Genomic DNA, 16,885 nt, shown 5'->3' on the forward strand with positions numbered 1-16,885 from the left:
CGCGCATCGTGCGCACACACATGAACGGGCGGTCTGACCGTGGCAGCATCTGGCGGCTCCGCGAGCGGCGGCGTCTCCGCAGGCTCGGTATACGTCGACGTACACCCTCGGACTACCGGCTTCTGGGCCGCGTTCGTCGCACAGACCACGCCCGGCGCCACTGCGGCCGGCAACACCCTCGGCGCGGCGTTCGGCGCTGCGATGGCGGCTCGGATCCGCGCCGCCGTCAACGGCAGCCTGAGCGGTCTTACGTCGAACGCTGCCCGGCACGGCGCCGCGCTCGGCAACCGGTTCGGCGGAACGTTCGCGACGACCGCAGAGCAGCGGATTCGGGCCGCGCTGCGGGCGCTGCCTGAGTACCGGGTCAACATCTACGCGCGGGCCACCGACGCCGAACGGAAGATGCGGGAGCTTCGCGACCAGCTGGAGCGGCTGTCGACGAAGCGCATCGGCATCGACATCACCGAGACGCAGGCACGCGAGGAAGTCGCCCGCCTCAGGGCCGAACTCGACCGGCTCGCCGCGACCGCGTCCTCGCCGAGGGTCCGCGTCGACACGGGCCGCGCCTCCATCGAACTCGCCCTGCTCGAACAGCAGCTTGAACGCCTGGATGGGCGCAGGGCCGGCGCCGAGGTCGACGTCGACACCGACCGGGCCAGGATCGGGGTGAACCGTCTCACTGACGCGATCCTGACCATTGGCCCGGCCGCTGTCCCCGCCGCCGCGGCGGCAGCCGCAGCCATCGGCGGTATCGGCGCAGCGGCCGTCATCGCAGCCCCGTCCGTCGGTGTGCTCGCGCTCGCGTTCGGCGGTATCGGTGGTGCGGTCACCGCGCTGGCGAACGCCCAGCGGGAGCAGCAGAAGACCGGGAACACCGCGGTCCAGCAGCAGAAGTCCCTCGCGTCCAGCAGCGATCAAGTCCGCTCCGCCGTGGCGTCTCTCGCCAACACCCGGGCGAACGCCGCCGACCAGCAGCGCCGCTCCCTGCAGCAGATCGCCGACGCGGAACGGGCCGTCACCCGCGCGCAGGAGGCAGCGACCCGCGCCCAGGAGTCGCTGAACGACGCCCGCGAGGAGGAACGCCGCAGCCAGGAAGACACCGCCCAGGCACTGAAGCGCAACGCCGTCGACCAGGCGAAAGCCGCGACGCAGGTCGCGGACCTGCAACGGCAGCTGGCGTCGTTCGGCGGGGAGAACACCGCGAACGCCCTCGCCGAAGCGCAGGAACAGGCCGAGGAACTCGCGATCACCGGGCGCCGGCTCACCGCCGACCAGGAGCGCGACCGGAAGACCGGCATCGACGGGTCCAAGCGGGTCCTCGAGGCGCAACGACAGCTGGCCGAGGCGCAGCAGAAGGTCACCGACGCGGTCCGCGCCGAAGGTGAAGCCCGCCTGCAGGCAGCGTCGCAGGCCCGGCAGGCAGCATTCCAGATCGCGCAGGGCCAGGCCGCGATCGCAGCCGCACAGCGGGCCGCCGGCGCCGCCCTGTCGGCGACCGCTTCGACGGCCGGGTCCGCCCTCGACAAGCTCGACGAGGAACTGCAGACCCTGCCGCTCAGCGGTCAGAGGTTCGCCCGGTTCATCTTCAGCTTGAAACCCGACCTGGACCGGCTCCGCGAGTCGGCCTCCGACGGGCTCCTGCCCGGCGCTGAGGCGGGCATCCGGCGGCTCCTGCCGTACATGGACGACCTGACGGACTACGTCGGTGAACTCGGCGCCGAACTCGGACGCACCGCGGATCGTGCCGGTCGCGCGCTCACGTCGCCGTTCTGGTCGCGGTTCTTCACGCTCGTCGGCAACGAGGGCGTGCCGACCCTGCGCGGCCTGGTCACCGTGACCGGGAACGTGGCCGTTGGTGTCGCCGGCATGGTGCAGGCGTTCATCCCGTTCGAGCGGTCGATGGGCCGCGGGCTGATCGGCCTCACCGAGCGGTTCGCGAACTTCTCGCAGGGCATGTCGACGAACAAGGGCTTCCAGGAGTTCATCCGTTACGCCAGCGTCGAGGGACCGCGAGTCGTCGCCACGATCGGCGAGCTCATCCGGGTCGGTGTCCGGGTCGGGCAGGCATACGCGCCGGTCGGGTCCATTGTCCTCGGCGTCCTCCGGGGTGTCGCGTCGGCTCTGAACGCCATCCCCCTCCCGGTGCTGACCGGGCTTGTCGTCGGTATCACCGCCTACCGCTCGGCCGCCCTGCTTGCCGCGGGTGCGCAGGCCGTCTTGAACTCCGGCCTGGTGACCGGCATTGCCCGGATGATCACCTTCGGGTCGGTGACCACGACCACGATGACGACGGCAGGCGCCATCCCGAACACGGTCACAGGGGCGACTCGCGCGATCAACGCGATGAGCGGCGCTATCGGCGGCCCGTTCGTTCTCGCCCTCACCGGGGCGATTGCCGCCATCGGTTACTTCGTCTCCGCGAACCAGCAGGCGAAGAACGCGATCGACACGAATGCGAGAGCGCTCGGCGACATCGGCGACGAGTACAAGCGGACCGGGAAGGTGTCGGCTGAGTCGATCGCGTCGATGGTGCAGCAGAACCCGAAGCTGCGGGACCTGACGAACATCCTGAAGGAGCAGAACCTCACCGTCGAGGACCTCGGCAAGTCGTACGAGAACAACGCCGCCCTGCAGAACCGGATCGCCGAAGCAGCCCGCGCGCGGGCCGCTGCGGACCGCGCGGCGTTCGAGGCCACGGTCGGCACGAAGCAGGGCGGCAAGTTCGGCGACCAGGAGCTTCTCAAGCGGTCGGAGCGCTCGAAGGAACTTGCCGAGTCGCTGGCCAAGTCGTACGAGGACGCGAGGCTCAAGGCCGACGTGTACACGGCGGCAGTCGAGCGCGGAGCCGAGGCAACCAAGAGCTCCAACAACACCTTCGAGGACGCGACGCCCGCCGTGCGGAAGCTCGGCGACGCGTACAAGATCCTCGCCGACAGCACCTCCTCCGCCGCCGACAAGGCCCGCGCGCTGAAGGACGCCGAGGACCTCCTGTTCGGGTCTGCGCGTGCGGCTGACGAGGCTGCCGAGGCGCAGGCGAAGGCGCTGATCAACACGAACAAGGTGCTTGAGGTCCGGGACAACCTCACCGGGAAAGGCGCCAAGACTCTCGACCTGAACACCGAGGCAGGGCAGCGGCTCCGCGACAGCCTCAAGGACCAGCTCGCGGCGATCAACGCGACGTTCCGGGCGCGTGTCGCGGACGGCGAGTCGATCGAGTCGGCGACAAAGAAGCATGACGAAGAGGTCGAGGCGCTCAAGAAGAACGCAACCCAGCACGGCATCAACAAGGCCGCAGTCCAGAACCTGATCGACATCTACGGCAAGGTCCCGCCGTCGAAGTCGACCGACGTCACGATCAGCGGCATCGACGCGACAAAAGCCCAGCTCGACGAGTTGCTCGTCTACCAGACGGCGCTCCGTGAAGGCATCAGCCTCGCCACCGCCCGTGGGCGGCTGCACCCCGACGTTGCCTCGCCGGGCGGCAGGGGCGGCTCGCGCGGGTCGCTGCTCGCTGAGGGCGGCCCGGTTGTCGGCCCTGGCACTGGCACCTCGGACAGTGTCCCGGCGATGGAGCGCCGCACCGGGGCGCCGTTCATGCTCAGCAACGGGGAGTTCGTACAGCCCACCGCCAGCGTCGACTACTACGGCCAGGGCTTCATGGAGGCTTTGCGCCGGCGGCAGGTCCCCCGCAACGCAGTCCGCGGGTACGCCGCCGGTGGCCTGGTGCAGCAGTTCCTTACGGAGCACTACCCCTTCCCGACGACGACCAATATGACCCGCATTCCCACCCGGGCGGAGGTCGCGGCCGTCGTTCAGCCGCCGTGGCCGTCGAGTCCCGGGGCGCAGCGCGGCGACTCCGGCGTGTGGAGGTCCGTCCTCGCGCTGATCAAGAGCGGTCCCGGCGGCGGCACGTTCGGCAACGCGTACCGTCCCGGCGACCCGCTCTGGCATGGCTGCGTACCGATGGACACCGTCGTACTCACCCGCCGCGGCTGGGTGCCGTTCGAGGACGTCCAGGTCGGCGAGGACGAGACGGTCGGCTACAACCCGGCGACAGGCCGGTCCGAATGGACGCGGATCGTCGGCATGCACCACTACCAGGACGCCGAACTGTGGACGATCACGGCCGGCGACTGGACCGCCGAGGTCACCCCCGGCCACAGGTGGCTGACCGACACTGGCCTCGTCGAGACCCGGGACTTCACGAACGGCACACGGGTCCGGCTGGCTACGCCGCTCGCCGACGACGTGACCGGTGTCGGCCTCGTCGACGGGGACGTCCGCGTCGACGGCGTCCAGCGGGCGGGCGCACGGCAGGCTGAGGTGTTCTGCCCGACAACGACGCTTGGCACGTGGACCGCGAGGCAGGGCAGCCGGGTGTTCCTCACCGGCAACAGTGGCAGGGCCGTCGACTGGATGGGCTTCAACCAGGATGCCCTCGCGCAGTACCTCGCGGCCCATCGCCCTCTCGAGCTGATCCACCGCACCAAGACCCGCGACTACGCGTACACGCGCGGCGTCAACAAGGGCAGCTTCAACAACGCGCTGATGGAGGCGCACCGCAACCACATCCACATCGCCCTAGCCAAGGGCGGCTTGGTGGATTCGCTGCCGTTCGGCGTGTTCGATAGCGGCGGCACCCTCGCGCCCGGCCTGAACTTGGCCTACAACGGGCTCGGCCGACCCGAGGTGCTGCGCCGGGAGGACCAGCCGACCGGTCCGGTCCACGTTGACGCCGAGGTCCGGGTATTCCTCGGCACCCGCGAGATCACCGACGTGGTCCGGGTCGAAGTTGACTCGTCCCTGCGCCGGGTCGCCCGCGACATCCAGACCGGCACACGGGTCTAGGAGTGACTGTGAGCAGGCCAGCCAGCACGCACACCCGGCACTACCGGATCGCCGCCGCCGACACGTACACCCGCGGCCCACGCAACCGGCCCGCGCGAGAGGGACACCTCCACGCCGAGCGGGCCGAGCGGGAACTCCGGACCCGGCTCGCCGCCGGCGAACGACCCTCCGTCGTCCTCGTCGCACCCGAACGCGCCACCCGGGCGAAGATCGGCCAGGACGGGCACGTCTCCAAGGTGTTCGCGTGGGCGCCACCCGCCGCCGGTGACATCGGCCTCCGCGACTTCTGGACGCACGTCCCGCACGTGACCGCCGACCTCGACGTCCACGCCGCCCGGCCAGACTTCGCCAGCGACCTGTACGCCGCAAACGGCTCCGTGTGGGTCACGTCCGGCCGCATCCGCAGGCTCGCCGTCTCCCAGTGGCTCGCCCCCGTCGCCGGCCAGCTCGTCGAGCGGTACGGCATCCCCGTTGACGTCGACCTGACACCCGAACTACCGCCCTGCCCGCCCATCGGCGTCGGTGCGGTCCTCGGCCGCAGCATGCTGCCCGACGCGCTCATCGCCCGGCTCCTCGCCCTGCCGCGGCCCACGCGGCGGCTGATCGAACCGCACGAGGGGTACCGGCCGCCGATCCTCGCCGCCGAACCGCCATGGGGCGAATGGGGCGACCTGATCAGCAACACGCTCGTGCAGGCCGGCAAAGCCCTCGGCGCGCCGATCAACTACTGCGGCGAGTTCGGCGTCCTCGAGTACCCGCCGGGCTACCAGTTCAACGAGCACACGGACTACGTCGACGAGAACGCCGACACGTGGGACCGGACGGTGTCGCTCTCGCTGCTGCTGAACGAGCCGGGCCGGGACTTCCGCGGCGGACAGTTCGAGCTCGGCGGCAAGGACATGGACCTGCACCGCGGCGACCTGGTCGCGTTCACAGCCCGCACACCGCACGCCGTCCGGAAGGTCACCGCCGGGCGCCGGCTCGTGCTCGTCGCGTTCGGCGAGTACCGGCGGGACCTCGGTGACGTCGACTCGTAGGAAGGGCCACCGCTGATGGGTGCACCGCTGTACCGCCGGAACGCCTCAGGGATCGCCGCCATGCGGTCGACGCCGGACATGCAGAGCGCGCTCGAAGAGATCGGCGACAAGGTCAAGGCGCAGGCGGAGCGGCTGTCCCCGGTCGTCACCGGTCGCTACCGGGCCAGCTGGTACCGGACGACGTCCGCCACTTCGACGGGTCTCCGACTGCGCATCGGGAACCGGGCGCCGTACGCGCGCTATCTGGAGTTTGGGACGTCCGAGATTCAGGCTCAGCGGGTGCTCGGCCGGTCCCTCGACGCGATCAACCTCGCCTGAACTGCAGGTGGGCGCCAGGCTGCCGGGAACCTACCCTGCATACCAGAAGAACAGGGCGGTCCAGGTCGGGCCGTCCTTCGGCAGGCCGTTTGATGGCGGCCTCAACCTCGCCGGGCAGCGCCGGCCGCACCCCCCTTGCGCTTGGGGCGTAGCCAGCTCATCCCTGCCGCTCCTTGCCTTTGAGGCACCACTTCATGCCGCCCATGCCCAGTGTCACGTGGTCAGATGTCGCGGCGGATCGGCCGGGAGTCACCCATCGCGCTTGCGACGCGCGCGATGATGTCGGCCGGTGTCACGCGGGCCGCCTCGTCGAGGGTGTCGAAGTCGTCGAGGCGGGCGGGCCAACGCTCGTTGCAGTGGGCAGTGTAGACCGCGAAGCGGCCCCGCCCGGTCCGCGCGACGCCCCAGTAGGCGCCGGCGTCGTAGCCCTCCTCGGCGGTGCGGGTCTCGTCGCAGTCCGGCTCGACCAGCCATGCCCCGTCGAACTCGATGGTGACCGCCGGGTCGCCGATCTCGACCTGGATGGCGGCCCCGTTAGCGTTCCCGCCGATGGAGTTGAGCCACGCCTGGGCCGCATCCACGGGCGGCTTCGCGGCGTCGCCGGAGCCGATGAAGCGCAGCTCGACCTGATTGGTCGTGGTCCCCGGAGCGAGGTAGTACAACAGCCAACCGCGCCCGAATCGGCCGTGGTCCCCGTAGTCGAGGACCGGCCGCGTGTCGACGTCGAACTTGACGGAGGCGCCGATGGTGCCGTTCACCATCACCCTGAAGGGGTCCTCGAGGTGCTTCCGCAGGGCGTCGACCACGACCTTGGAGACGCTGGTACGGGCGTTCTTCGCGGTCCGCTCGGCCGCCTCCCAGATCGAAAGGTCGGCGTCCGCGATGTACAGGTTCTTGCTGGGTGACATGGCACTCCCTCAGTCGTGCGCTGCACTGCGCATGCGCACAACATAAGCATGCGCATAGTGTGCGCATATGTCAAGGCCGTAGAGCGGAGGGATGGACCCTGCTCCGTGTGAGATCCCACCGCTTGGCCCTGCGCCAGGTGCTCCAGATGGAACACCTGGCGAGCGCGACCGAGGTGCTACCGCAGCAGCCGGTCGATGCGGGCCTGCTCGGCGGCGAAGTATTCGCGCGCCTCCGGGCTGGCGTCGTCGGCGAGGTAGTCACGGACCTCGTCGAGCAGGTCCTGCCACTCGGTGAGCTGCTTCGCCTTGAACGCCGGGTCCACCTCGTTGACCGGACCGGTGGTGCCGTCGATCGTCTCGGGCAGCCCGGTCGTGATCACGCGGTAGCTCTGCAGGGCCTGGGCCTCAGTCAGGCCGCTCATTCCGTTCACATACAGCGGTGCCATGGTGCTCTCCTGTTCCGGCCCGCAGGCCGCTCGGTGTGGGGATTGCGTGTTTGCGTGCGTGCATCGATCCGGGCCGTCGGGCGCCGATTTTGGCGGTCCGCGCCCAGGAGTCCGCGTTCACATGTGGGTGTGCGCGTCCGTGTCACGCGCGCGATACCAGCCGCTGGGGGCGCCGGCAACGGTCACCAGAACCCCAGCCGCTTCGGTCTCGCCGGCAGAACCTGCTGACGCTCCCGCCGCTCGATCTGGTGCTGCTCCACCCGGTCCTCAAGGCGGAGGCACAGCTGCTGCAGGTCGTCGATGATCTCCTGCCACAGCTCGTCGGCGAGTCCCTGCGGCATCGCCCCGCGGACGACGGCGCGGAGCCGGTCGTACCAGACCTGCATGCGCTTGCGGGGCGTGTCGGCGACGGCGAGGCGAGCGGCCCAGAACGCCTCTCGGCGGTCGCGGGATGCGTTCTGCCGGGCGGTCCGCCGCTGCGCGGTGTCGGCGTGGATGGGTGTTGGTGCCATCGAGAGAGCGCCTTCCTAGGATGCGATGTTTGCGTTGCGTAGCGGCGGCCAACTGCGTAGCCTCGCGCGCGTGCGTGTCACGGGGGCGCGTTGGACCGCCCCCGTCGATGGATTGGACTGCCGGAACGCTCTGCCGCTTCCGGACTTCCGGACACGGGCAGTAGTCGCCGACCTCGTCTCGCCGGCCTCTTCCGGCAGGTCTTCCGACCCCTCTTCCCGGCGTCTTCCAGCGGTCTTCCGGCGGGTCTTCCAGACCCCTTCCCTCGGGTCGGGATCACGAGGCTCATCAGGATCAGTCCGCACGCTGGCCTGCGGTTTGATCCATTAGCCGGGTGCGCCCGACCCGAGTAGGGGAGAAGACCCGCCGGACGACCTCACAGCCGGCCGTCCCTGATCGCCGCCTGCGCCGCGCTGATAGCCCGGCGCATCGCCGCCCGCTGCCCGGCCTGCTCGTCGGTGAGCACGTGACCGGGCGGCCAGTCCGACCTCAGCCAGTCCGCGGCGGCGGACAGCGCCCGGTGGGCCGCGCCGAGCTCGGCGTCAGCGCGGGCCAGCATCTCCGCTGGCGTCGGGAGCGCGGTCACTGCCCGGCTCCGTGGTCGTGGCCGTTGACCGGCTCCGTGGCCGAGCGCATCGCGGCCACATGACGCCGGATGGTGCGCTCGGGGGTGGCGAACTTCGCGGCCAGTTGAGCGACCGTCAGGTTTGGGTTTTTGGCCAGCGCCGCGGCCACCTTGTTGGCCGCGGCAGACCGGCTGCTGCTCGACCGAGTTGGCCGCGGCCGGCGCTGCTCAGTGGCCGCGCTCGGCGCTTCGCTCTGGCCGGGCGCGGCGGGGGGTTCCCGCTGGTCGCCGCCCGGTTCCTCGGCCACCTCCGCGGCCACCTCGCCGGTCACGTCTGCGGCCATCTCGTCGGCCACTTGGCCGCCTTCCTGGCCGCCCGGATCGGCCACGGCCGCGGTCAGTTCCAGGTGACGGCTGGCCGCCGAAGTGGCCGCCACCTCCAGCCTCTCCGTGGCCGCCGAAGTGGCCGCTTCGATGGCCGCCAACTGGCCGGACAGCGTGGCCGCGACCGCCTCCTGCACGACGTCCATGACCTGCTCCCGGACGATCTTCCGCCCGGCCGGGTTGCCGACGATCGCCTCGACCTTGACCGGCGCCTGATTCGCGGCGATCCGCGACGGCACCAGGTCCGCGGCGATGAGGTCCGTCAGCCCGACGTAGTCCGCCCGCCGCTCCAACTCCTGGGCGACCCTGTCGAGGTCGTAGACGTTCACCGCGATTCCCGCCGTCACCGGGTCGACCGCCTTACGGATCTTCCGCTTCAACACACGCGAGATCCCCCGGAGGCGGCGGTCCCGCCGCATCGCCTGATCCGCGACGATCAGCGACCGGACCAGGCCGAGACGCGGGTCCGCCTTCGCCATCGACCGCGCCCGCAACGTCACGAACGGGCGGCGCATCCAGTGCGTGAACAGCTCGTACCGGGGCGGCAGGTCCGACATCTGCCCGGTCGCGCGGAGCCGGTCCCGCCGGCGGTGCTCCGTCGACAGCGCCCACACCAGGAAGCCGACCAGCGACATGAAGGCGAAGAACGCGCCGGCCGCGGTGCCCTCGTGGGCGACCCAGTTGAACCCGGTCGCGAACGCGGCGATCCCGACGGCGAGCAGGTACACGAAGACGGCGCTCTCGCCGAGCCGCCGCCGCACCTCCGCGGTCCGCATGATGACGACCCCGCCGAGCTCCAGCACGGACACGGCCGGGAGTGCCACCCACCACGGCACGCCGAGGACCTCGACCGCGCCGGTCACCTGCCCGCCGAGCGCGGTCAGCAGGACCAGCACGTAGAAGACGGCCTTGAGCTTGTTCGTCGTCTCGTTCGTCGCCTCGAGCTCGGCGTCGTACTCGTCGGCCTTGCCCCGTCGCCGGTATGACGCGGTGCCGTCGATTGCGGCGCCGGTGCCGTCCGGTCCCACGCGCGCGGGCGTCACACGGCCGGGCTGTCCCGGCGCCCACGCCCCGGGTTCGACGCCGTCCGGAAGAACGTCGGTGCCGTGGTCGCTCACAGCTTCTCCTTGGGGCCGTAGATGAAGAGGAACAGGGCGTCTTGCAGGTTGACGAGGTCGCCGCCGCGGGCGACCGCCGGGTTCGTCAGGTCGGGATAGCCGTGGCTGGCGAGCACCCGGGCCACGTCCAGCGCGAGGCCGTACGTGAACCGGGGATCTTCGCCGTCGCTGGACCGCTGGACCGGGAAGACGCTCACGCCGTCGCTCCGACCGGGACTCGGCTTGCGCGCCAGTCGTAAGCGGCACGCAGCTCGTCGGCGGACATCCGGGTTACCGACCCTTCGGCGAATCGGCTCAGCCGGTCACGCCCCAGGTCGAGACCCTCCTGCAGGTCCAGCGCAGCGAGGCCAGACAGCGGCAGGTGCACCTCACGGCCGTACTGCCGCAGGATCAGCGACAGCCGCAGCTCCCCGCCGCCGACGTCGGTGATGGCGACGGTGACGACGGTGCCGTCCTCGGCCACGATCGGGTCGCCCTCGGCGGGGAGGCCGACCGGCCAGCCGGGGACGTGCTTGTCGCCGCCGCCGCAGAACATGCCACCGTCCGGGGTGGCGTCGCAGTACGGCGGGCACGGCGCCTTCGACGCGTTCGTCACGACGCGGCCTCCATCTGCACTAGGTCGCCGGCCTCGCAGGTCACGGCGGGGTCCGACTCGTCGACCGCCTCGCTGAGGTCGGTGTGGATCTGCACGGTGCCTTCGCAGCAGCGAACGTCGACGTCGTGATAGCAGGCGTCGATCATCAGGAACACGACCTCGTGAACCTGACCGTCGAGAACGATCCGGTCCCCGATGCGAAGGTCATCGGCGCGTTTGAAGCCGGTCGCCTCCGCTGCGGCGGCGAGCAAGGCCACGGCGAGTTCCCGTGCGGAGGTGGGCGCGAGGCCGTCGCCGGCGACGAGCAGGGACATGCTGAACGCGTGCGAGGTGATGCACACGAGCGGCTCGCCGGCGACCCCGCGGCTGTCGTGCCGGGCAACGGTCACGGCGATCGGCTCGTCGACGGGCTTGCCGTTCAGCGTGTCCCGGTCGAGTCGCTGGACCCGGTCGGCGCCGAGGTGCGACGTGACCTGCTCGGTGGCGTCGTCGACGTGGTCGACGCACCACGCGACACCTGACGGGCACGGCCGCGGCTGTGTGTCGAGCTTCGGCGCGAGGTGGTCGACGGCGAGCGTCACGACGTCACCTCCACCGCGGCACCGGCCTCGGTCGCCGCGGTGATCAGCGCCTGCCCGAGCCGGGCGGCGAACGCCGGGTCGGTCAGTGCGCGGCCGAGCTGCAGGGCCGCGGTCGGGGAGATGCTCGCCGTCCAGTCGTAGTCGACCGGCCCGATCGGGCCGTCGCCGCACAGGTAGACGTATGCGGTGCCCTGCTCGCCGTGGAGGTCGTCGCGGCACGCGAGGGTCGCGGCCGAGACGTTCGGGACGTCCAGCTTCACGACGGTCTCGCGGCCCTCGTGGTACACGAACCCGTCGGTGCTGCCGTGCCCGATGTCGCGGGTGCACCACGGGGGGCATGCGGTCACGGACGCCCGATCGATCGTGGCGAGACCCCAGAGCCCGCTCACCGGATCTCACCGCCCCGGAGCATCGCGACCCGGTCGAGCAGGAACCGCGCCAGCTGTTCGGCCTCGTCGAGGGTCATCGTTGCGGCGTCGGCCTCGCCGAGGTCGTCGATGGCGTAGGTGACGTTCAGCGCGATCGTCGGCTCCCTGTCGCGGGTCTCCTCCAGTAGGACACTCACGAAGTGAGTGCCCCCGCCGAGCCGCCCGTCGCGGAGGCGTCCGCCCGTCGCGGGCAGGTACTGCTCACCGGACCAGCACGTGGCGTGGTCCTCCTCGCTTGCCGCCGCGGCGTCGTTGCACCACGGCACGCCCTTGGGGCACGGGTAGCAGCCGACCGCGTAGCGCGGAATCGACCACACAGCGGCGGCGGGACGTTCGATCGTGACGGTCATCGGGAGGTACCTGCCTTCATCTGCGCGGCGAGTTCGACGAGGCGCCGGCCGAGTTGCTCGGCCTCGTCGGCGGTCAGGGTGGCGACGTCACGGGGCAGCGCCGCTTCGGTGCGCACCACCCCCAGGTCGAGGCACGCCGTCTCGGTCTCGTACTGGCTGACCGAGACGCACACCAGGCGGGCCGTGCCGGGGCGGTCCGCAAGGGCGGACGCCGGGAGGTACTCGTCGGCGCCGATGTGCAGCGCCTTGCCCGGCTCGTGCCACGAGTCGTCGCTGTCGCACCAAGCCGGGCAGTCCGGCGTGAACCGCGGGAGCGCCTGCCCCTCGGTGATCGCGGAGGTCATCGGGCCACGCTCCCGTCGAGGTGGTCGGCGAGCTGGACGAGCAGGGCGGCGAACTCGCGGGCGCGGGCCGGGCTGATCCCCATACCCTCGGCGAGACACACGTCGGGCCTCGTGTACTGCTCCGAGATCCAGATGACCGGGTCCGGGGTGCCGTCGTCGTTGTTGACGAGGACCGCCCGAACGTCGAGCGTCTCGATGTCGCGTTCCACCAGGAACCCGTTCCGGTCGGCGCTGATGACCTCGGTGTGGGTGCGGTGCCAGGAGTAGCCGTCCTCGTCGACGTTGTGGTCTACACACCACGGCAGGCCATCAGGGCAGGGCGTCGGCGTCGGCCGAGCCTCGGTCGCTGGACGTTCGAGGGTCACGGTCATGACGAACCTCCGGCGTGGCTGAGCGCCAGGAACGCGGCATTGATGGTCTTGCATTCCCGCTGCACGGTGTAAACCGAAAACCCGAGCTGCTCGGCGATCAACGCCTGCTCCAGGCAGTCGATGTAACGCAGCTGCGCGACCTGCACCGTCCGGGCGGGCAAGTGGTTCAGCCGGCCCTCGCGCACCGCTCTCGCCACCGCGCCGTCCCGAGTCGGAGGGACTCCAGCCGACAGCCCACGGAGCTCCGTCCGGCCATGGCGCAAGCGGCTCTTGACCGAATCTGCCGTGATGCTGAGCTGTTCGGCGATAGCCCGAGGAGCGAGGCCTTCGACGTACCGGAGAACCAGCGCCTGACGGAACATGGGCGTGAGGCTGTCGGCGAGCTCGGGCCGCGCCAGTAGTGACCGCATCTCGGCCTGGTGGGCGGCAACGCTTTCACGCTCAGCGGTCGACGTGCCTTGACGGATCGCGATGAGGGTCGGGTAGATCAGATCGCTAGCGGTCCCGCGCGACACCTGTAGGTGTGCGGCCACTTCGGCGATTGTCAGCCCGCGCAGGCACCACATCTCGATCGCGAGCCGGCGGCGTGGCGGCAAGGTTGCGAGAACGGCGTCGACTGCGGCAACGGTGGACTCGTCGGCCATGCAGTAGACGTCGTGGGTGTCCTCGGGCAGGAAGCCGCAGTCCTCGACGAACTCATCGAGGACGTCGCACGCGATCGGCCCACAGAACCGACTGTGGCGAATGTTCATCGCCTTGTGGCGGGTCATGACAGTAAGTACTGCCGCCAGATTCTGGGGGACCCCTCGGCGACTGACGGTTTCGAGCAGCCTCAGGAACGCCTCTTGGACGGCATCCTCTGCGTCGTGCCAGTCGCCGAGGAGGGACTTCGCGTAGCGGAGTAGGCCGAGTCGCTCGCGCCGGCAGATCTCGGCGAAGTCGAGGTCGACCTGCTCCTGACTGAGCGCGAGCGTCATACCGCACCGCCGAACGCGGGTGCAGCATCGAGCGCTCCCCACTCGCGGAGCTGCGCCTTGGCGCGCCTGACGTACGTCTTGACCTTGTCCGACGACACGCCCATGATCCGGGCGGTGTCGCCGAGGGTGCGGCCGTCGACGTACCGCAGGTGCATCGCGATCCGCTGGCACGCCGACAGCCGGCAGAGCGCGGCGACCGCGGCCGGTCCGAGGTGCTCGGTGTTCTGCTGGCGTTCCTGGCCCCGGAGCGGGACCATCTCGCTCGCCTTGAACTGGGCGGCCGGTTCGGCGCCCGACTGCCGGGTGAAGATGTTCAGCGCGCCGGACTCGGCGTCGAGCATGACACCAGCCACGACGTGTGCCGTGCGGTCGATCGACACCAGGTCACCGACGCGGACAGCGCTCGCGCGCTTCATCCCGCGGACGGTGGTGACGTGCTCGGCGATCTCACGGGCGATCCGGTCAGCCTCGTCGAGGGTGGCGTATCCACCGCCCTGCCCGTCGAGCGTCCCGCCCCGGGTGGTCGCGAGGTAGATCCGGGTCCTTCCCGGCGTGCCGTCGAGGGCGTCCTGCCGCTCGATACTGATCGTGAAACCGTCGCTGCCGCGGTCGTCGCCGCCGGACATCGGAAGGTCCGTCCAGGGCGAGTCGTGGTAGATCGTCTCGTCCTCGCGGAGGGTCTCGAGGTCGTGGTTGCCGGGCTCGCCGGTGCACCACGACAGGCCCTGCGGGCAGCTGGCGGTCGATGCCGCCTCGGTGGGCGCCGGGCTGGCGGGACGGTCGAGGGTGATGGTCATGACTGGGCACCGCCGTTCACGGGGTCGAGGGTGGGCAGTTCGGTAGCCGCCGGGTCAGCGGCGGTGAGCACGTGCAGGACGGCGCCGAACGCGGCGTGGAGGTGGCGGAGTTGGGGCGCGTCGACCTCGACGACCGGGGGCGGCTTCAGCCCGGCGCCGGCCACGATGCCCAGTTCGAGCAGCGGCCGGCTGTCCGCGTCGCCGAAGACGACGCAGATGAACCGGGCGCTGTCCGGGTTGCCGTCGATGGCCGGGACGTTGATCGGTCGGCTGTAGTGCAGGTGGCCCGGCTCGGCGGTGCACTCGGCGACGTCGCACCACGCCGGGTGCTTCACGGCCGTCATGACTGCACCTGCCGGGTCCAGTGCTGCTCGTCGCCGACAACGTCCGCGTGCCGGTGCAGAGCCGCCGCGAGGGCGTGGGCCTGCTCGCCGCGGAGCTCGAACCCCTCGATGGAGGTGGACTGCCCGGGGCGCGTCAGCAGGAGCTCGACGCTCGGGCGCTCGTCGACCGGCTCGCCGGCGTCGGAGAACAGCCGGACGTAGACGGCGGCCTCGCCGCTGTGCCCGGGGTAGACGATCTCCCACGCGGACAGGTGGTGCGGGAAGTTCGCGTCACCGGCGGTGCACTCGTCGGCGGAGCACCACGCCGGGTGCTGCGGGTCGCCGTCGTTGTGGCCGGTGCGGAGGCTGCCTGCGGCGATCCCGAACGGCTCGGTCGGCATCCTCAGGTCCGTGATGTAGGCGGCCTCACGAGCGCGGCGGGCCTGGTCGTCATGCGGCGACACGGGACACCTCCGCGACGTCGGCGCGGACACGGTCGGCGGCGATGGACCTGGACGGTTTCGCCGGCCGCTCGTCGGAGCAGACCGTCGCGCGGCGGCCGTGCCACCACAGCACCCGGTGGTTGTGGATCTCGATGTATCCGGTGCCGAGCGCGGTCAGCTCGACCTCGCCCATCCCGAACCACTCCAGCCACTCGAGCCCGGCCGCGATGGTGGCGGTGTGGATGGTGGCCACGTCGTGGTGCGTCAGGACGATCCGGGTCGGGCACGGCATGCCTTCGGCGACGGCGGCGGCGATCTGCAGCAGCGCCTCGCGGCGGGGAATGCTCATCGGGTCACCTCGCCCCGGACGGTGGTGACGCTGTCGGCGGCGTCGAGCAGGGCGGCGGCGAACGCGCGGGCCTGCTCGGGCGTGAATCCGACCGCGTCGGCGAACAGCGAGTCGAAGCCGTCGGGCAGCAGCCACACCACGGGCAGCGTCTGCCCGTCGGTCGTGTCGAGCCGGGCGGCCGTGACCTCGATCGTCTTCGGCTGTTCGGCGCCGACGAGGCTCGCGGGACCGCCGGTCTTGATCGGCGTGTACGCGCCGTGGTGGTACTCGGCGCCGTCCGGGTCGGTCTCGTGCGTGAAGCACCACGGGAGCGAGTCGGGGCAGGGGACGAAGCGGAGCCCGGTCGTCTGGGCCGGGGCCCCGCCGGTGACGGCGGGGCGCTCGACGGTGATCGTCACTGGGTCTCCTCGATCTGGTCCGCGAGGTTCAGGGCGGCGGCGGCGAGCTGGCGCAGTTCGGCGGCGTTCATGTCGACGCCGATGGGGTGCGAGTCGACGCTGACCGCCACGACGCCGACAAGCCCGGCAAGGTCGTACCGGTTGAGGCGCAGCGACACGCTGCCGACGATCAGGGACTTGCCGCCGGCGGTCTCGATGAACTCCGGTGCCGACTCGTGCAGCACAGCGCCGTCGTCGTCGACCAGGTCCTTCGCGCACCACGGCGGACACGTGATGGTCGGGGTGAGGGTCGCGGCGCTCATGCCGACACCGCGGCTGGGGGCTGGTCGCTGGCGGGCGTCTGGCGGGCGGCGGCGACCGCGGCGAGCATCGCGTTCGCGATCCGCTCGGCGCTGTCCGCGTCGGTGACCATGCCGTGGGGCATGTCGATGTTGACGAACGCCCCGTCCATGAACCCCTGGTCGGGGTCCTCGACCGCCTCGACCTCGATGCGGACGTCCACGGCGGTGCCGTCGATGTCGCAGACCTGCTCGGCGAGGATGACGCCGTGGTGGTGGCGGCTGGTGAGCCGCACCGGGTGGCCGTCGCCGAAGTCGAGGAACTCGCCGCCGTAGCAGTTGTCGCCCTGGCTGCACCACGGCGGGCAGTGGTGCCACGGGGTGGTGGGGACGATCAGGGGGTGCGCGGGCGGGAGCGGGGGGACGAGGGAGAGGTGACGGCTCTTAAGCTTGGTTCCCATGAGTGCAGGGCCTCCAGTGTCTGGTGCTCTAGGGCCCCGGGCTGCGGTTGCGTCGC

At 70.9% G+C, this 16,885-nt stretch carries 23 protein-coding genes; 3 read left to right on the forward strand and 20 right to left on the reverse strand.

All coding sequences use genetic code 11. From position 1 onward, the window contains the following. Positions 1–39: 39 nt before the first annotated feature. The 3 genes from ABD332_RS41630 to ABD332_RS41640 are packed head-to-tail and all read left to right on the forward strand — an operon-like array spanning position 40 to position 6,203. Positions 40–4,848: a hypothetical protein gene (locus ABD332_RS41630; RefSeq protein ID WP_344509267.1), complete on the forward strand. Its 4,809-nt coding sequence runs from the start codon at positions 40–42 to the stop codon at positions 4,846–4,848. Positions 4,849–4,856: 8 nt separating this feature from the next. After that, positions 4,857–5,885 (forward strand): 2OG-Fe(II) oxygenase, encoded by a 1,029-nt coding sequence (locus ABD332_RS41635; protein ID WP_344509269.1) that lies wholly within the window; start codon positions 4,857–4,859, stop codon positions 5,883–5,885. Between the two features lie 60 nt (positions 5,886–5,945). Next, positions 5,946–6,203 carry an HK97-gp10 family putative phage morphogenesis protein gene (locus ABD332_RS41640; protein ID WP_344509271.1) on the forward strand — a complete coding sequence of 86 codons (258 nt, stop codon included), beginning with the start codon at positions 5,946–5,948 and terminating at the stop codon, positions 6,201–6,203. 221 nt (positions 6,204–6,424) lie between these two features. Here the strand turns inward: ABD332_RS41640 and ABD332_RS41645 are convergent, their stop codons facing one another. From ABD332_RS41645 to ABD332_RS41740, 20 genes are all read right to left on the reverse strand, one after another. Further along, positions 6,425–7,111 carry a hypothetical protein gene (locus ABD332_RS41645; protein WP_344509273.1) on the reverse strand — a complete coding sequence of 229 codons (687 nt, stop codon included), beginning with the start codon at positions 7,109–7,111 and terminating at the stop codon, positions 6,425–6,427. A gap of 176 nt (positions 7,112–7,287) precedes the next feature. Then, a complete protein-coding gene (locus ABD332_RS41650; RefSeq protein ID WP_344509275.1) occupies positions 7,288–7,533 on the reverse strand; it encodes a hypothetical protein in 246 nt (81 codons plus the stop codon). A gap of 206 nt (positions 7,534–7,739) precedes the next feature. Further along, on the reverse strand, positions 7,740–8,069 hold the full coding sequence (locus tag ABD332_RS41655; protein WP_344509277.1) for a hypothetical protein: 330 nt from the start codon (positions 8,067–8,069) through the stop codon (positions 7,740–7,742). 374 nt (positions 8,070–8,443) lie between these two features. Continuing rightward, positions 8,444–8,653 (reverse strand): hypothetical protein, encoded by a 210-nt coding sequence (locus ABD332_RS41660; protein ID WP_344509278.1) that lies wholly within the window; start codon positions 8,651–8,653, stop codon positions 8,444–8,446. Beyond that, positions 8,650–10,134 (reverse strand): DUF2637 domain-containing protein, encoded by a 1,485-nt coding sequence (locus tag ABD332_RS41665; RefSeq protein WP_344509279.1) that lies wholly within the window; start codon positions 10,132–10,134, stop codon positions 8,650–8,652. The genes ABD332_RS41660 and ABD332_RS41665 overlap by 4 nt, the downstream gene beginning before the upstream one ends. Beyond that, the gene (locus ABD332_RS41670) at positions 10,131–10,331 is read right to left on the reverse strand and encodes a hypothetical protein (RefSeq protein WP_344509281.1); all 201 of its coding nucleotides are present in this window, start codon (positions 10,329–10,331) and stop codon (positions 10,131–10,133) included. The genes ABD332_RS41665 and ABD332_RS41670 overlap by 4 nt, the downstream gene beginning before the upstream one ends. Beyond that, positions 10,328–10,729, reverse strand: a complete 402-nt coding sequence (locus tag ABD332_RS41675) for a hypothetical protein (protein WP_344509283.1) — start codon at positions 10,727–10,729, stop codon at positions 10,328–10,330. The genes ABD332_RS41670 and ABD332_RS41675 overlap by 4 nt, the downstream gene beginning before the upstream one ends. Next, positions 10,726–11,310, reverse strand: a complete 585-nt coding sequence (locus ABD332_RS41680; RefSeq protein ID WP_344509285.1) for a hypothetical protein — start codon at positions 11,308–11,310, stop codon at positions 10,726–10,728. The genes ABD332_RS41675 and ABD332_RS41680 overlap by 4 nt, the downstream gene beginning before the upstream one ends. After that, the gene (locus tag ABD332_RS41685) at positions 11,307–11,699 is read right to left on the reverse strand and encodes a DUF6907 domain-containing protein (RefSeq protein WP_344509287.1); all 393 of its coding nucleotides are present in this window, start codon (positions 11,697–11,699) and stop codon (positions 11,307–11,309) included. Before ABD332_RS41685 ends, ABD332_RS41680 begins: the two co-directional genes overlap by 4 nt. After that, a complete protein-coding gene (locus ABD332_RS41690; RefSeq protein WP_344509289.1) occupies positions 11,696–12,088 on the reverse strand; it encodes a hypothetical protein in 393 nt (130 codons plus the stop codon). Before ABD332_RS41690 ends, ABD332_RS41685 begins: the two co-directional genes overlap by 4 nt. Further along, positions 12,085–12,432, reverse strand: a complete 348-nt coding sequence (locus ABD332_RS41695; protein WP_344509291.1) for a DUF6907 domain-containing protein — start codon at positions 12,430–12,432, stop codon at positions 12,085–12,087. Before ABD332_RS41695 ends, ABD332_RS41690 begins: the two co-directional genes overlap by 4 nt. Beyond that, positions 12,429–12,803 (reverse strand): DUF6907 domain-containing protein, encoded by a 375-nt coding sequence (locus ABD332_RS41700; RefSeq protein WP_344509293.1) that lies wholly within the window; start codon positions 12,801–12,803, stop codon positions 12,429–12,431. Before ABD332_RS41700 ends, ABD332_RS41695 begins: the two co-directional genes overlap by 4 nt. Then, on the reverse strand, positions 12,800–13,780 hold the full coding sequence (locus ABD332_RS41705) for a sigma-70 family RNA polymerase sigma factor (RefSeq protein ID WP_344509295.1): 981 nt from the start codon (positions 13,778–13,780) through the stop codon (positions 12,800–12,802). Before ABD332_RS41705 ends, ABD332_RS41700 begins: the two co-directional genes overlap by 4 nt. Next, positions 13,777–14,577 (reverse strand): RNA polymerase sigma factor, encoded by an 801-nt coding sequence (locus ABD332_RS41710; RefSeq protein WP_344509297.1) that lies wholly within the window; start codon positions 14,575–14,577, stop codon positions 13,777–13,779. The genes ABD332_RS41705 and ABD332_RS41710 overlap by 4 nt, the downstream gene beginning before the upstream one ends. Then, entirely contained in the window at positions 14,574–14,921 is a 348-nt protein-coding gene (locus ABD332_RS41715) for a hypothetical protein (protein ID WP_344509299.1), read from the reverse strand. Before ABD332_RS41715 ends, ABD332_RS41710 begins: the two co-directional genes overlap by 4 nt. Further along, complete coding sequence (locus ABD332_RS41720) at positions 14,918–15,364, reverse strand: hypothetical protein (protein ID WP_344509301.1); 447 nt, start codon at positions 15,362–15,364, stop codon at positions 14,918–14,920. The genes ABD332_RS41715 and ABD332_RS41720 overlap by 4 nt, the downstream gene beginning before the upstream one ends. Next, complete coding sequence (locus tag ABD332_RS41725) at positions 15,351–15,692, reverse strand: hypothetical protein (protein ID WP_344509303.1); 342 nt, start codon at positions 15,690–15,692, stop codon at positions 15,351–15,353. Before ABD332_RS41725 ends, ABD332_RS41720 begins: the two co-directional genes overlap by 14 nt. Then, positions 15,689–16,090 (reverse strand): DUF6907 domain-containing protein, encoded by a 402-nt coding sequence (locus tag ABD332_RS41730; protein WP_344509305.1) that lies wholly within the window; start codon positions 16,088–16,090, stop codon positions 15,689–15,691. Before ABD332_RS41730 ends, ABD332_RS41725 begins: the two co-directional genes overlap by 4 nt. Next, on the reverse strand, positions 16,087–16,392 hold the full coding sequence (locus tag ABD332_RS41735) for a DUF6907 domain-containing protein (RefSeq protein WP_344509307.1): 306 nt from the start codon (positions 16,390–16,392) through the stop codon (positions 16,087–16,089). The genes ABD332_RS41730 and ABD332_RS41735 overlap by 4 nt, the downstream gene beginning before the upstream one ends. Continuing rightward, positions 16,389–16,829 (reverse strand): DUF6907 domain-containing protein, encoded by a 441-nt coding sequence (locus ABD332_RS41740; RefSeq protein WP_344509309.1) that lies wholly within the window; start codon positions 16,827–16,829, stop codon positions 16,389–16,391. Before ABD332_RS41740 ends, ABD332_RS41735 begins: the two co-directional genes overlap by 4 nt. Between the last annotated feature and the right edge of the window lie 56 nt (positions 16,830–16,885).

The organism is Dactylosporangium maewongense, assembly GCF_039531485.1.
In the GTDB taxonomy this organism is placed as follows: domain Bacteria; phylum Actinomycetota; class Actinomycetes; order Mycobacteriales; family Micromonosporaceae; genus Dactylosporangium; species Dactylosporangium maewongense.